Origin of the sequence: Thalassospira profundimaris, from assembly GCF_003326675.1 — a bacterium.
In the GTDB taxonomy this organism is placed as follows: Bacteria; Pseudomonadota; Alphaproteobacteria; order Rhodospirillales; family Thalassospiraceae; genus Thalassospira; species Thalassospira aquimaris.
Window position 1 is genome coordinate 1 of record NZ_JPWF01000007.1, and the last position, 14,794, is coordinate 14,794.

Below are 14,794 nucleotides of genomic sequence, written 5' to 3' on the forward strand. Positions count from 1 at the left end.
AAAACCGTCAACCTATTTTAGGACGGCACACTGTCACCAAAACATCAGGCGCCTTCGGCAATCAGTTTTGACTTGATATCAGCCAGTGCCTTTTCAGGATCGATGCCCTTTTCGCGCAGACTGTCAGCCGCCTCGCTCTCGATCTTGCGGAGCTCCGCCAGAGTGGTTTGCACGTCTTCAAGCTGCTGTTCCAGCTCGTCAATGCGGCGGCGTCCGACCAGCATCAGATGGGCAAGTTGCTCTGTCCTGGTGCGATCGGCATCGTAAAGATCGATATATTCCTTGATGTCTTCCAGTGAAAAGCCAAGACGCTTGCCACGCAACACAAGCATCAGGCGCGCCCGGTCACGATAGTTATAAACACGGGTTGCCCCTGCACGCTGCGGCGCCAGCAAGTTCTTGGTTTCATAAAACCGGATTGCGCGCGGCGTAATATCGAATTCTTCAGCCAGCTCGGTGATACTGTAAAGCTTGTCGTTCATGTTTTTTCTTGTTTGATGACTGCAATAGGTCAACATCGCAACAATCCGACACCCCAGTCAACCTATTTACGCAAACGTAAACACAAAACACATCATCACACAGATTACGATGACGTAGCCACGATCAGGGTATTGGCAACGAGCGCACGTAATCAAGATCAACCGGCACATATTCCGGTCCGGATATCACAGTGCCATCGGTAATCGCGCCCGGCCAATGATCCTTGGTGGTCGACCAGATACTCCCGTCGGGCAGCAACACATCAAGGGACGTGTCATAGGGGACTTGATAGGTTTCACGCAAATCGAAATCCCCTGCCAGCCCATCGACAAATAGCGGCCCGGTTGCCGGCCGCGGATCGCTTAGCACACCCTTGTATGGGGCAAAAACGTCGGGATAGGTCGGATGATTGGCAAGATCACCCGTAAAGGACACCGGCAACGGCGATGCCGATGACAGGTGCAGCTTTGCAGCATCCCCGAAAAAGGTCTGATCAACCGGCATCAGTTCTGGCGGCAATACTGTTGGATCCGCATGTTCGATGGCGTTGCGGGCATTGGTCAGGCCGCGTGTTGTGCCTTTTTTGATGTATTTCTGTCTCAGATAAAAACTGTTGTGGAAACAGGCTGACACATAATCCGGCTGCGGAATATCCCCGCCATTGCCAAGCTTGAAGACCGCCCCGCCATTGTTCTCATCACCATCCGGACCCGGACGACTGTCGAACCGGCAGATATTGGCAAAATAATACCAGAACCCGCCACGAACCCCGTCCTGCGAGAACAGCTTGTGACAATTGTAGAACCGGTTCCGTCCGATCCACCAGCCAAGTGCAGTCGCCTCCGGCTCGACGGGATTGTCCCGGATATAGCTGAAGCGGTTATCAAATATGCTAACGTCACGGTTATATGTTCCGATCGGTGCCGAAAGATTATCGTTCGATACATCCATCCGAATGCCATTGTAGCAATCGCGAATATCGTTGTGCGTAATCTCGACATCGCCGGCAATATCATCAGAACCGAAAAACGCCCCGTTCAAATAGCGGAACGCAACTTCGATCACATTGCCTTCGTCATCCTTGCCGTCATGGATTTCATCCCATCGGATGGATCGCCACATCGATGTATCCTGAACCCAGCGACATTCCATGACTTTGATGCCCTCAGTACGCACTCCGTTGGCGTAGAAGGCATAGGTTCCCTCAAAGATATCAATATCCTTGAAACACAGGTCCCGACTGTTCTCGATATAAACGGCACTTGGCCAGGCGCGCATGATCCGCAGATGTTCGACCCTGATATGTTCGATATCAATCAATTGAAACACAGCAAATCGATCACGTCCCGGATTGCTTGCAGAAACACTTGGATCGGGTTGTTTGCCTGCGTTGATGATAACCCCGGTTTCGCCACGCAAAATGATTGGCTGGCACGGTGTGCCACTTCTTGGGAATACAAGGGGCTGATCAATTTCATAGGTACCGGCAATCAGGCGAATAAGCTGTCCGGGCCTGCTTGCGCAAATGGCTTCGCCCAGTGTTTTGGTTGACCGCAATTTTGCATCAATCCAGTGATCCTGACCGTCATTCGAAACATAGACAACTTCCACCTTAAGCCCCCTTTTTTACTTATGGTGATCAATCAAAACCTAGACCATTTCGCCGGTTTCAACAGGCCACCTTGTATGATGGCTATCAATCACAAACCGATGTTTGTGTGTCATCGGTGGATGATAATGCCGATGGCGGTGTGATTCACTTTCGTGTGAATGTTCATGAGGGTGGCTGCCATGATCATCCATGGCCCGTTCCCCAACAACTTCCGACGCTTGTACATGACCATGCCCATGATGCGGATCGTTATGATTGTGGGGATGTTCATGCCAGAACCCCGGATGGCTGTGATGGATTTCAAGCGGATCCTGCCTCGGCCAAAGTACCAAGGCGGTAATCGCCCCGGCCAAGGCCAAGCCACCGGATGCATAAAACGCCGTAGTCAGATCAACAAGACTGCCAAGCCAACCCACCACACCATAGGCAATCAACCATCCGCCATGGGACAGCGCAAAGTTGGCAGCAAAGAACGCGGATCGGTCCCCTGCACTTGCGGAACGTTGTATCAACCGGCCACCCGGCGTTTGCGCAAATGTCATTCCAGCGCCTGCAACTATCCAAAGCGCAGCATAAATCCAAACAACTGTCACCGATGCACCCGCCGCGAAAGCCCCGACAATCATCGCCATAGCTGCCAAGAAGATGCCAGACATCATCAGGCGGCGCTCGCCGATAACATCAATCATGCGGGGAATGACAAAGGCCGCGATCATTGACCCGCCACCTGCACAACCAAGAAAGACGGTTGTCAGAATTTCACTGCCGCCCAGCACTGCACGGGTCAAAACCACTGTATTGACGATGATCATCGCCCCGACGCAGGATACCGCAAAATGAACAGCTAAAAGGCCCCGTAAACGCGGTGTTTTAAGATATGCAACAATGCCAAAACGGGTATTGGCATAGATACCGCCTTCCCGATCGGTTGGCGCGGCTTTGGGGACAGTTGCCGTGACAATCAGGACTGCTGACACTGCAAATGTCAGACTGTTTGCCAAAAACAGACTGTCAAACGACCAGATAAACAACAAAGCAGCGGCAAGTGCCGGACTGATCAGGTTTTCAAGATCATAGGCCAACCGGGCATAGGAAAGCCCCTTGGTGTAGGTTTTCTCGTCCTCGAGTATTTCGGGGATGATGGCCTGAAACACCGGCGTAAAAGCGGCCGATGCGGCATTCACAACAAACACCAGAACGAAAATCTGCCATATCTGATCAACGAAAGTCAGACACAAAACCACCAGTGCCCGCAAGACATCAAGGCCAACCAGCCAGACGCGCCGCGGCAACAAATGCGCCATCCCCCCGGCAATTGGCGCAATGACCAGATATGCCACCATTTTCAAAACAAGGATGGAACCAAGAACCCGTCCGGCATCGGCCCCGGCCAGATCAAAAGCCAGAAGTGACAGCGCAACAGTCGTCAATCCCGTTCCGACAAGGGATGTAATCTGGGCGGAAAACAGATGGCGAAAAGCAGCAATGGAAAACGGTGACATGGTTGGCGTTATCCCGGCTACGTTCAAGTAATAGGGTTACCCGATCAAACGGTTTCGGCTGATTGATCAGAAACTTCGTCCTGCTGGCGTGCACGATCAGATGCCGTGCACTTTTTGGGTGCCAATTGCTTTGCCGGCGTCAGATTTCCGGCCCGCAACTCTAATGTCCGGGTTGCAAGTTTCCGTCGGAAATGCGGATCGTGGGACACAAGGATCATTGCTTGTGGCAATTCCATCAGGATTTCTTCGAGCCGATGCAGGTTTTCTTCATCAAGCGCATTGGTCGGTTCATCGAGCAACAACACATCCGGCTTCATGGCCAAAACCGCGGCAACTGAAACCAGCCGTTTCTCCCCACCCGACAGTTCGTGGGTGATGCGTTCGCGCAGGTGTTTAAGATGAAGCTGATCAAGAACTTCATCCACAATGGCCAGGGCCTCGTCCCGGCTAGCGCCAAGATTGAGCGGTCCGAATGCAATATCTTCGACCACCGTTGGGCAAAACAGCTGATCATCGGGGTCCTGAACAATAAACCCGACCCGGCACCGCAAATCGTGAAAATCAGCCTCGGATATGCGGCGTTGACCAAAGGCGCTGATTTCGCCCCCGAATGGCTTGATCAGGCCAACAAGGATGCGCAACAACGTGCTTTTGCCAGCGCCATTTGGACCAGTGATAAACAGGCGCTCGTTTTCGGAAAGCGACAGTTTCACACGGTCCAGAACATTCTGCCCAGCCCGATAGCCATAGGAAATATCGGTTAGTTCAATAAGTGAAGACATAAACACGATCCATCAGGACAAGCAGAACAATCAGAACAACGAAGCCCGCGCCAAGAGCGGCATCGCGCCGACGGAAAACCAGATGATCAATCATCGGAAAATGGCCGCTAAAGCCGCGCAATTTCATCGCTTCAAGAACACGTTCTGCACGTTCAAGCGACCGGACGAGCAACATGCCAAATAGATAGCCAAATGATCGATAGGTATGAATGGTGTTCCGGGCCTTGAAGCCGCGCAATTTCATGGCCATCCGCAGTCGGTGATATTCATCATGAAGCACTGAAATATAGCGCACCGTAAACATCATAAGATGCACCAATGCCGCCGGACAACGCAGCCGATAAAGCGTATGACCCAGTGTCACCGGCGTCAGGCCCGAAAGCAGGCTCAGCATCATCAGGACAACCGCATTTGCACGGATGCCGATCAGGACCGCATGCAAAAGCCCCTCTTTGCTGGCGTCGGCCCCGAACATGGAAAACATCGGTGTACCCGGCGTGGTGAACGGCAACATCACCAGCATGACAATAATAAAGCCATCCATGGCCGCCATACGCTTTAAGGTCAAACGCAACGGCAAGTCGGTCAGGAACATCGTCCCCAATGCAATGGCGAACGCAATAAGGGCAAATTCGATCTGCTGTAACGCGACCACCATGACGGCAAACAAACCGGCAGCAACTACCCGCACGCGCGGATCAAACGACCCGACAAAGGATCGCGGGTTAAACCCGTTATCCTTCACGCTAAGCGGTTGGTCATGCCCGAACAAATGGCTCATGGTTTGGTTGCTTTGGCTCTCAAACGTCTTGCTGCAAGGTAATAGGCAATTCCGAAGAACCCGAATATATAGCCGATACCGCCCAGAATCGATTGAAGATCGTTCTTTTCCTTATAGGCCGTGATTTCGCGGCGCAGAGGGCGCAATTCATCACGAATGATGGCCGCAATGACCGCTTCTTGCTCAGCCGTGATTTCAGATCTATTGCCCTTTGCCGGATCGGAATTCGCCTCAGTCTTCTGCTGAGCATTTCCGGTTACGCCCGACTGTACTGCAATGTCGGCGATATCGCTTAGATCAGCGATCGCAAAACGTGCTTCGGCAATGTGTCCAGCCCCAAGATCGGCGCGGAACAGCAAATCGACTTTTTGGGAAGGTGTATAAACAAAGAAGCCATCACTGTCGGTTTTGACTTCGTCGATCTTGTTTCCCGCTGGGCCGAAAACCTCGACCAGGGTATCGGCCGCCATATCACCGTTGGAAAAACCGATTTCGCCTTCGACATTTGAACCACTTGGAAAAACCGAGGCGATAACCTTGTGGGCATGCGCGGCGCCGGATGAAACAACAAGCCCGGCCAACAAGAACGCTGTTGCGAGTTTAGCCATTATTTGCCTCATTGGCTTGTCTCGTCGTTACCATCGCACTGTTTTGCGATACGTATTCACCCGCCTGCCCGTTTGCATTCAACAAGGCCGGTTTGACTTTCGAGATCAGGAAAACCGCCGCCGCAGATACAAGTCCTTCGACCACCATAATTGGAATATGGGCAAAGAACACAAGCTTGGCTGCTGGTACAAAGGCCTGTCCGCTCAGGGTCAGGGAGATGGCAACAAACAAGGTCGTCAGGGCAATTGATAGTGCCCCGGCGCACCCGCCCCAGATCGCAGCGACTTTGGGATTAGTGTTTGAAACCAGTCCCCTGAACAGGAAGCCGGCGATCACTGCGGGTAATGCAATATTGACGGTATTGACGCCAAGAACGGTCAATCCGCCAAACCCAAAGAATATCGCCTGCAACAACAATCCGACGAAAAGTGCCGGAAAAGCGGTCCACCCCAAGACAAGCCCGGCAAGGCCGCTCATGATCAGGTGAACACTCGAAGGACCGACCGGAACATGGATAAGCGATGCGACAAAGAACGTCGCTGACAGAACACCGGTTGCCGGAATTTTGTCGATCGGCAGCTTGCGCAAACCCAGGCCAAGGCCCGCCACGGCAAGCACCCCGCCGCCGATCAGAACTTCAGGAGCCAGTGCCCCGTCAACAATATGCATGTGTCTATGTCCCCAAGCCTATTTCACATCATAGGCGCGAACCCACAGAACTGCATCCTGTGAAAGCTCTTTTCCCTGAAATTCGGTGTCCGGACCGCTGCCAAGTGCTGCAAATCCCCAAAAACCAGCTTTTGGCACGCCGAAGGTGAAATACCCGTTATTGTCCGATATTGCGACAATAGCGCCTCCCGGCATTGGTGATGCGGTTGGTTCCTTTGGCTTGTTCGCTGTCATATCCGGTTCGGCAGCCATATACTCAATTTCGATTTCGACACCGGCTGCTGGCTTGCCTTCGCTCAGAACCCGACCGGTAAAGGTCGAACCGGCGACGATATTGGTCGGACGATTAAGCGGAAGAATTTCGGTTTTAAGTCCCTGTGCTTCCATCCAGTCTGTCGGAATTTCGTTGCGATTGACGTATGACTTGGTGATTTGCTGGATATAGATGTCCTCGCTTTCCTCGTAATACGGCTCTGGCACGATCACCATAACGTAATCACCGCTGCGCTTTAGGGGCAGCTTTGCGTCATAGGCCTTGGCTTCGTTTTCACTTCCGTGGAAAGTAATCGGGTTCAGCGATGGTTTCAGGTCAATTTTTTCGCCTCGATTGACGACGTAAAATTCCTGCGGCTCGCCCATATCCATGACATGTCCGTTTTCGAACGGATGCCAGAAGATCAGCTTCACATCCTGATCGCCAGCCTTGCCTGTATTCACATCCGGCGTGTAAACGAGTTGAAAGTGGGCCTGCGCACCGACTGACACCAGCATCGAGCAGGCGGTAAGCGCGAAAGCAATACGTGACTTAAACATAATATCGTCCATTCCTTGAACACGCGCGCAGGCGCCCTGCCCAACGCGCAAAGTTAGGTTCAAGAACGATAGGATGGCTGGAAGCAAGATACCGGTTTCATGACGACACCGCCTTTTCCCTGCAACCTGACGCTCACCCCGGCGTCCAACAGTTCAGCACCAGACAATTCGCGTCTGGCAGTCAAAGGCAGGTCTCCTGGCTCGCGGTTTTAAAAACATTACGCCTTCCCGGTTTTCACCAGTGGCATGTGTAATGCTCTGACCGCTTACAGTTGCGGGGGCAGCCGTGGCATTGCGTTAACGCACCACGTTCCCTTTTAAGCTGATCCAAACGGATCAACACCAAAGACGACGCCATATTCCATGGGCGACCTGCCTCTGTCAACTCTTAGCCCAATTGATCAAGGATTATCTTTTCACTGGCATGACTTGACCAGATCGATACCTGTCGCGAAGATTGGCAATTGCATTTTCATACTGCGCGACCTGTTTAATTCATCTTGGATGGACGTCATGAAACCTGAAACAGTATTGGTTTTCTGGTTCAAGGAACTCGAACAAAAACAGTGGTTTGTCAAAGACACCTCGCTTGACAACCACATCACAGAACGGTTTTCAGATTTCCATGCTGCCGCGCATGCCGGCGAACTTTTCCATTGGCGTAAAACCGCCCACGGTCGTTTGGCCGAGATCATCGTGCTGGATCAGTTTTCACGAAACATGTTCCGTGACGCCCCCCGTGCCTTCGGGTCTGATCCCGTCGCACTGGTTCTGGCACAAGAAGCCGTCGCCCTTGGTGCTGACAAAAAGCTGACCAATCCGGCTGAACGGGCGTTTCTATACATGCCCTATATGCACTCGGAATCAGAACAGATTCACGAAGTCGCCATGGGACTGTTTGATCAGCCCGGCCTTGAAAACAATTACGATTTTGAAATCAAACACAAAAAAATCATTGATCGGTTTGGCCGCTACCCGCACCGCAATGAAATTCTCGGGCGAACATCAACCCCGGACGAACTGGCGTTCCTTAAGGAACCGAATTCATCGTTCTAAAACGGAAAAAAGGGACGAAATCTCGTCCCTTTTTTCTTATCTTTTCAAAACTATATCCGAGGCAAAAGGATAACTAACCGACTTTACGATTACGGTTATCCCACCATTGCTGGATCAAAGTTTCTGCCTCGTCGATAAAGTCGGCTTTCCCGGCAAGGAATACCCCCATCGCCGCACTTCCCTTGATCCGGGCCTCGGCTGCGGCATCTTCGACATCACCGCGCCATACGGCAAGAAAATGCTTCAAGGTCACGGGGCTTTGTTCGTCTACTTCCTTTTCGGTTTTAGACAACAAGGCAGGCCAGCGGACGTCACAGAGTTCACCGTTATCAAGCATCCGAAGATCAACATGCTTGAACGGTGTGCGTTCTGCTTCGCCACCACCGCCCTTGATTACACCGATCCGGGGCAGTTCAAGCAGCTTGCCGGTTTCCCGATGCACATCCAGAAATGCCGGATGAAACACACCCAGGAACGCCGCACGCGCGTGCAGCGGATTAAGAAGACGCAACAACGTATTAACAGGGCTTCTTAACCCCAACAGTGAGCGTAATCCGATCAGTTCCTGCAACTTCGGATGCATGTGACGCAGCGGAAGATATGCAAAACCTTTCGACGCGATGTCTGAGCGCGCTTCTTCGGCCGACATGGCAATTGGCAGTTTGAGTGCCTTGATCGCCGCCTCGGTCCCAAAGCCGTTCACAAGATGCGAGTTATAACCATGCATCAGAACCGGCACGCCATTTTGCGACAGCAAAAGAGCCGAAAGCACGAACCAGGGCAATCCGCGGGTGCGCCCGGCGGCATAGGACGGCCAGTCAAGCATCGGCTGCCCCGCCGGATCGGCATCCTGCCCATCGTCAGGATCAAGGCGTGCGGCCTTGCGAACGGCTTCAATCATGCCAGCCAACTCTTCCGGGGTTTCCGCCCGATAGCGCAGCATCAACAAGAATGCCCCAAGCTGGATCGGCTCGACCTCGTCACGCAGGATCATCGAGAACGCTTCAAAAGCTTCCTCGCGGGTCAGACTGCGTGAACGCCCCGGCCCCCTGAAGAAAGTCCTCAGATAGCCTGAAAACGGATGGGATTCAGGTAGAGGATTATCTTCCTCGAGCTGTTCAAGATGCTCGTCGGTCATCAGTTATCACCGCAAAAGTTGTCGTTATTGATCATGAACGCGGGTAAAGACCCACTCGGTCTCATTTGACTGGTCATCCTGGTAGCAGTAACCATCAACGCTGAATTTTTTAAGGTCTTGCGGATTTTCCAGTCGATTGTCGATCATGTAACGCGCCATCATGCCACGCGCCCGTTTCGCTGAGAAGCCGACAACCTTTGCCGCGCCACCTTTAACTTCCTTAAAGACCGGCGTAATGACCGGGCCATCAAGCAGCTTGGTCTTGACCGATTTGAAATATTCGGTCGATGCAAGGTTAATCAGGCTGCGATCCTTGTGTCCTTCGGTCAGCTTGTTGATCTCGGTCGCGATCTTGTCACCCCAAAAGGCATACAGATCCTTACCACGCGGGTTTGCAAGACGCGTTCCCATTTCAAGACGATACGGCTGCATCAAATCGCGCGGCTTCAACAGGCCATAAAGACCCGAAAGCATCCGAAAGTGATTTTCCGCCCAATCGATGTCCGCGGCCTTCATGGTGTCGGCATCAAGTCCGACATAGGTGTCTCCGCGAAAGGCATAAATCGCCGGTTTTGCGTTGGTACGATCAAACGGCCGTGAAAAATGCTGGAAGCGCTGATAGTTCAAATCTGCAAGGTTTTCGCTGATGCCCATCAGCTTCATCAAATCGCTGCGGCTTTTTTCCAGCGCAACTTCAATCAGTTCCTCGGTATCGTCCAGAAATGCGGGGTGGGAAACGGTCATTTCCGGCACGTCCGTTTCGAAATCCAGCTTCTTGGCCGGGGACACAACAGCAAGCATCAATCTGCCTCTTCTCTTTCATCTCGGATCAATTTGTCGTAACAAGCCACAAGGCATGGACAATGTCTAGGGTCCAAGCTCATGTACGGGAGTATACAGCCATGCATGAATTTGGACCCTTGGCGTTGCCATAAACTTCCAATCTTGCAGAAAATCCGTCTGGTGCAAGCCCTGACGGAAGAAAGGACCAGTTATGAGTGAACAAGTTCGCGCGTCGCACATTCTTCTGATGTATGCCGGTTCGGCACGTTCGTCGGCCACCCGCACCAAAGATGAAGCATTGAAAGAAATCAATGCTCTTAAAGACCAGATCGCAAACGGTTCCGATTTCGCAGAACTGGCAAAAGCCAACTCTGATTGCCCGTCCGGTCAGCAGGGTGGCGACCTTGGCTTCTTTGGCCGTGGTATGATGGTTCCGGAATTCGACGCTGCTGCATTCAGCATGGAAGTCGGTTCGACTTCCGACGTGGTTGAGACCGATTTCGGTTACCACCTGTTGCAGCGTACCGCCTGATTACAAGGCGCATCGCGAAAGCACTTAAAGGCTGGCAGATGTTGCCAGCCTTTTCGTTTTATCGTCAGCAATCAGAAATCAACAATCGGCGCATCAAGTTCATACTGCCCCTTGTGATCTTCGATCTCCAGCACCCAGACATCCCGATCAAAGCTGATCTGTTTGCGCCAATATTCGTCGCAATTAAATTCGGTCTCTCGCCCACCATCCGGCCCACCTGCGACCAGCATCCAGCCCAAATCGCCATCAAGTGTCGTCACACGCGAATAGACAAAACATCCGGACTCAAAACGGTTCAGCTTTAACAATACCGCACCGGCTTCCTCGTTGCCCTTGTGTGCAACCATTGCCGTGATCAGGTTTGACTGACAAATGGCGATTTGCCCGCGCACCCAAAGACCGGCCTTCAATCGGGGCTGCATCAAACACCTTCCCGCGTGGCAACAACGTTTTCCGGCATCTGTAGGATAAGGTTGGGATCAGGGCATATGCTTGTCCAGATATCCCATTCCGACGGCTTGGCAGCACCGAAGTAGTCCCCTTCCCGTCCAAGCATATCGATAATGATCTGGAAATGCAGATGCGGGATCCAGTCGCCATTAATCGGGAAATCCCCGAACCGGCACAAAAGATCACCCGCAGCAAACTCCTTGCCCTTGTATAGACCATCCAGCGAATCACGGCTCAGATGACCGTAAAGCGTATAGAACAGGATACCGTCGGCCGGTTCATGCTGCAAAATGATGGTTGGACCGTAATCGAGATGCAGGTTGTTATCGGCAAAGCTGTGGACCACACCGTCAAGCGGCGCAAAGACTGATGTATATGCCGGTGCAAACAGATCAATACCAAGATGCTGGCTGCGTGCCTCGCCATCATTCTTGAACTGTTCTGACTGATAACAGATGCGATCTTCACGATATCTGCCGACACCTACCGGTGCGCTGGCATCGGCGAGTTGCTGCCACATGATTTCGGTCTGACGGGCCGGATCGCTGGTGCCCCCCAGAACAACGTCACCGTCCCTGGAAAACTCATAGACGACCTTTGCGCTGGTCTTCAGGTCCCATTCAAGAACCGAGTGGAATTTTTCCCCGTTCCGGCGCAACCAGTCCCGAAGCATTTCAGCTTTGGCAACAGGTTCCTGTCCATTGGCAAGGCGATCCTGATAAGTCTGGAAACGTTTGGCGGCACGAATTGGCATACAGGCGGTCACGGTGGCAGCTCCGAAACGAAAAAAGGCAGGGAACAAAGCCCTGCCTTTTGCCTACATGATAAATCGCCTGATCGGCAAGTCTTACCAGTTGGTGACTTCGTACTCGCACGATACGTCGTCATCGTCAGTATCAGTCAACGCCACCGTCAAACGGCGCATTTGCGGGTTAAAGCGTTTGATGAAATTCAACAGCAGCAGCGATTCTTCGGAAAGCTCGCCTGCGTCTTCGTCATCTTCGTCAAGTTCGCAAAGCTCAACCAGTTCAAGGAACAATGCACCCAAGGCACGTTTGACGTCTTCGCCACCTTTAAGGCCGCCCGTAAGCTCGCCCAACGGTCCGAGATCGATTTCCAGCTTGCGGAGGTTCTTGCTCATCTGGTCGATGGCATCTTCATCAAGAACCATCTCGGCCGCGATCATGTGCGTACCGACTTCGTTGATGTTCATAAAGCCAACGAATTCGAACAGATCGTCTTTGGTACGACCCTCGTCCAGCAGCTTTTCGGTATGCGCCTCAAATTCTTCGAAATCGATATCTTCGCCAAGATCGTTTTCAAGATCGCTCATGTCGGTCTCCAATGAAAATTTGCGCTGCTGATACTCTGGATTACAGGAAAACTCAACCCGCGCTGCTCGCAAGAAGGTCAGCTATGCAGGTTTTACATCTCGCCCATATAGGCCCTTGCAAAGAGGATTGCGAAGAATAACGCAATGTCAGTAGGATATAAAATAATTACAATCTATCGGGATTACATTCCGGAACACGTATGGACGACGCGATGCCTGCTTTTACCGTTCTTGATATCGTTGCTATATGCTGGGCATTGTCCTGGTGGGTTGGTTACACTGTTTTTGCCGATACCGGACCGAAACGACGCAGTTCTATTTCGGCCCACATGGCCCGCAATCGCCATCGCTGGATGGAGCAGATGCTTAAACGCAATCTGCGCATGGTCGATACCTCAATCGCGGGCAACCTGATTACCGGCATCAGTTTCTTTTCTTCGACAACCATTCTGGTGCTGATCGGTCTGGTCGCCCTGCTTGGCTACACGGAAAAGGCCATTGCAACGGTCGCTGCCCTGCCCTTTGCTGTTGAAACAACCGCGGGCGTGTGGGAGTGCAAAGTCGTTCTTTTGATCGTGATCTTTATCTATGCATTTTTCAAATTCACTTGGGCGTTCCGGCTATCAAACTATTGTTCGATCCTGATTGGTGCTGCACCTGAACCAAGTGAACCGGATGCGGCCCGTGCGGCTGCGCGTGCGTCGCGGATGAGCATGATGTCCGCCCATAATTTCAACCGCGGTATTCGTGCCTACTTCTTTGCGCTGTCGGCATTGGCCTGGTTCTATCATCCGGTTGCCTTCATTATATGTGCGACCTGGGTGACGCTGGTGCTTTATAATCGTGAATTCCGATCCCACGCGTTGGAGATTCTGACCGGGCATCATTGATCCAGACAAATGGCAAAGATGAAACGCAAAAGGGCCGCACACGCGGCCCTTTGTTATTTTAAGATTACCAAGCGCCAATTTCAGGCGGTTTGCACTTTCTTGCGACGAATGGCATAGCCGGAAACGATCACAAGAACCAAACCAACAGGCAGCGCCGCGCTATAAAGCAGTGTCGCCCAACCTGACCAGGAATAGATTGACCCGGCGGACAAGGACGCAACCGCCACAGTCCCGAATACACAAAATTCATTGATCGCCTGAACACGGGCCTGTTCAGAAGAACGATAGTTTTCTGTCAGGAACGTGGTCGCACCTACGAACATGAAGTTCCAGGCAACACCAAGGATCACCAGCGCGATCCAGAAGTTCCCCATCAAATCCTGCCCAGACAAGCCAACTGCCAGACAGATGAAATTAAGCAGTGCCCCAAACTGAATGATTTTAAGGGCCCCGAACCGCTTGATCAGATTACCGGTAAAGAATCCGGGTGCATACATACCCACGACATGCCACTGAATGATAAATGCGGCATCCCCGAACGCATAATCACAATCAAGGATCGCAAGGGGTGTTGCAGTCATCACAAAGCTCATCACGGCGTAACCAAGAGCGCCCGCAACAATGGCAACCATCACCGCAGGCTGTCCCAGAACCGTCTTGATCGGTCTTGCCGGTTCTTCATGCTTGTGACCACGCATATCCGGCAGACGGAGCTGGCCGATCACGATGATCAGCAACACCTGCAAACCGATCAGGGCAACGAACGTTCCCAAAAACGGAACCGTCTCAAACCAATTGCGCGCAAAGCTTGCCAAGTTCGGTCCAATAAAGGCCGAGGCCAAGCCACCCAGCATGGTATAGGAAATCGCCCGCGCCCGGAATTCCGACGGCGCTGCTTCAGCTGCTGCAAACCGGTACTGCATGGCAATGGCATTCCCGGCACCGATACAGGCGCACGCAATGCACAACAGCCAGAAATTACCGTAATAAACAGCCCCCATTCCCGAAAACGCACCACACATCGCAATACCGGCCCCCATCCAGAAACCGAACTTGCGTCCGAACTTGGCCATTACCATGGCCGATGGTGCCGTCATCGCCATCATGGCAATCATCATGCAGGCCACAGGCAGCGTGGAAAGCGATTTGTCTTCTGCCAGCGAATAGCCAATCACCGCAGCAACGGTGAAAATCAGTGACATCGCACTGGCAGACAATGCGACGCATAAACTTAGGAATATAATATTCCGACGAACTTCCGGGCTGGACATTTGGGGCTCCCTAATATGGCATTGGTGGCGCCATTATTTTGAAAACTGTTGCAGAACAACCGCACACAAACACCAACCGACCATTAAATG

General features: G+C 52.3%; 17 protein-coding genes and 1 riboswitch. Of the genes, 3 read left to right on the plus strand and 14 right to left on the minus strand.

Translation table 11 applies throughout. The features are described from left to right. Positions 1-44: 44 nt before the first annotated feature. From TH19_RS11415 to TH19_RS11450, 8 genes are all read right to left on the minus strand, one after another. Complete coding sequence (locus tag TH19_RS11415; protein WP_114102711.1) at positions 45-482, minus strand: MerR family transcriptional regulator; 438 nt, start codon at positions 480-482, stop codon at positions 45-47. Between the two features lie 124 nt (positions 483-606). Next, the gene (locus tag TH19_RS11420) at positions 607-2,094 is read right to left on the minus strand and encodes a right-handed parallel beta-helix repeat-containing protein (protein WP_114102499.1); all 1,488 of its coding nucleotides are present in this window, start codon (positions 2,092-2,094) and stop codon (positions 607-609) included. A 39-nt stretch (positions 2,095-2,133) separates the two neighbouring features. After that, positions 2,134-3,597, minus strand: coding sequence for an MFS transporter (locus TH19_RS11425; protein WP_114102500.1), 1,464 nt, complete (start codon positions 3,595-3,597; stop codon positions 2,134-2,136). A gap of 44 nt (positions 3,598-3,641) precedes the next feature. Then, a complete protein-coding gene (locus tag TH19_RS11430; protein ID WP_114102501.1) occupies positions 3,642-4,379 on the minus strand; it encodes an energy-coupling factor ABC transporter ATP-binding protein in 738 nt (245 codons plus the stop codon). Continuing rightward, the gene (gene cbiQ, locus TH19_RS11435; RefSeq protein ID WP_114102502.1) at positions 4,363-5,160 is read right to left on the minus strand and encodes a cobalt ECF transporter T component CbiQ; all 798 of its coding nucleotides are present in this window, start codon (positions 5,158-5,160) and stop codon (positions 4,363-4,365) included. The genes TH19_RS11430 and cbiQ overlap by 17 nt, the downstream gene beginning before the upstream one ends. Continuing rightward, a complete protein-coding gene (locus TH19_RS11440) occupies positions 5,157-5,768 on the minus strand; it encodes a cobalt ABC transporter permease (RefSeq protein ID WP_114102503.1) in 612 nt (203 codons plus the stop codon). The genes cbiQ and TH19_RS11440 overlap by 4 nt, the downstream gene beginning before the upstream one ends. After that, positions 5,761-6,438: a cobalt transporter CbiM gene (cbiM, locus tag TH19_RS11445; RefSeq protein ID WP_114102504.1), complete on the minus strand. Its 678-nt coding sequence runs from the start codon at positions 6,436-6,438 to the stop codon at positions 5,761-5,763. The genes TH19_RS11440 and cbiM overlap by 8 nt, the downstream gene beginning before the upstream one ends. Before the next feature lie 18 nt (positions 6,439-6,456). Further along, complete coding sequence (locus TH19_RS11450) at positions 6,457-7,251, minus strand: DUF4198 domain-containing protein (protein WP_114102712.1); 795 nt, start codon at positions 7,249-7,251, stop codon at positions 6,457-6,459. Between the two features lie 169 nt (positions 7,252-7,420). Beyond that, a riboswitch (cobalamin riboswitch) is annotated at positions 7,421-7,613 on the minus strand. A 151-nt stretch (positions 7,614-7,764) separates the two neighbouring features. Here TH19_RS11450 and TH19_RS11455 point away from each other — a divergent pair. Continuing rightward, complete coding sequence (locus tag TH19_RS11455; RefSeq protein ID WP_114102713.1) at positions 7,765-8,307, plus strand: DUF924 family protein; 543 nt, start codon at positions 7,765-7,767, stop codon at positions 8,305-8,307. Positions 8,308-8,380: 73 nt separating this feature from the next. Here the strand turns inward: TH19_RS11455 and TH19_RS11460 are convergent, their stop codons facing one another. Together TH19_RS11460 and yaaA are read right to left on the minus strand one after the other, a co-directional pair. Then, entirely contained in the window at positions 8,381-9,445 is a 1,065-nt protein-coding gene (locus TH19_RS11460; RefSeq protein ID WP_114102505.1) for a glycosyl transferase family protein, read from the minus strand. 24 nt (positions 9,446-9,469) lie between these two features. After that, on the minus strand, positions 9,470-10,246 hold the full coding sequence (gene yaaA, locus TH19_RS11465; protein ID WP_114102506.1) for a peroxide stress protein YaaA: 777 nt from the start codon (positions 10,244-10,246) through the stop codon (positions 9,470-9,472). Between the two features lie 193 nt (positions 10,247-10,439). Between yaaA and TH19_RS11470 the strand changes: the two genes are divergently transcribed. Continuing rightward, positions 10,440-10,760, plus strand: coding sequence for a peptidylprolyl isomerase (locus tag TH19_RS11470; protein ID WP_114102507.1), 321 nt, complete (start codon positions 10,440-10,442; stop codon positions 10,758-10,760). Between the two features lie 71 nt (positions 10,761-10,831). On the opposite strand, the gene TH19_RS11475 is transcribed toward TH19_RS11470, so the two are convergent. The 3 genes from TH19_RS11475 to TH19_RS11485 all read right to left on the minus strand — a co-directional run bounded on the left by TH19_RS11475 (position 10,832) and on the right by TH19_RS11485 (position 12,543). Further along, the gene (locus tag TH19_RS11475) at positions 10,832-11,182 is read right to left on the minus strand and encodes a DUF1491 family protein (protein ID WP_114102508.1); all 351 of its coding nucleotides are present in this window, start codon (positions 11,180-11,182) and stop codon (positions 10,832-10,834) included. Next, positions 11,182-11,976: a peptidoglycan DD-metalloendopeptidase family protein gene (locus TH19_RS11480; protein WP_258547923.1), complete on the minus strand. Its 795-nt coding sequence runs from the start codon at positions 11,974-11,976 to the stop codon at positions 11,182-11,184. Before TH19_RS11480 ends, TH19_RS11475 begins: the two co-directional genes overlap by 1 nt. 81 nt (positions 11,977-12,057) lie before the next feature. Continuing rightward, positions 12,058-12,543: a hypothetical protein gene (locus TH19_RS11485; protein ID WP_114102510.1), complete on the minus strand. Its 486-nt coding sequence runs from the start codon at positions 12,541-12,543 to the stop codon at positions 12,058-12,060. A 200-nt stretch (positions 12,544-12,743) separates the two neighbouring features. Here TH19_RS11485 and TH19_RS11490 point away from each other — a divergent pair, with 200 nt between their 5' ends. Continuing rightward, entirely contained in the window at positions 12,744-13,433 is a 690-nt protein-coding gene (locus TH19_RS11490) for a DUF599 domain-containing protein (protein WP_258547924.1), read from the plus strand. 80 nt (positions 13,434-13,513) lie between these two features. Here TH19_RS11490 and TH19_RS11495 read toward each other — a convergent pair whose 3' ends face one another. Beyond that, positions 13,514-14,704: an MFS transporter gene (locus tag TH19_RS11495; RefSeq protein ID WP_114102511.1), complete on the minus strand. Its 1,191-nt coding sequence runs from the start codon at positions 14,702-14,704 to the stop codon at positions 13,514-13,516. Between the last annotated feature and the right edge of the window lie 90 nt (positions 14,705-14,794).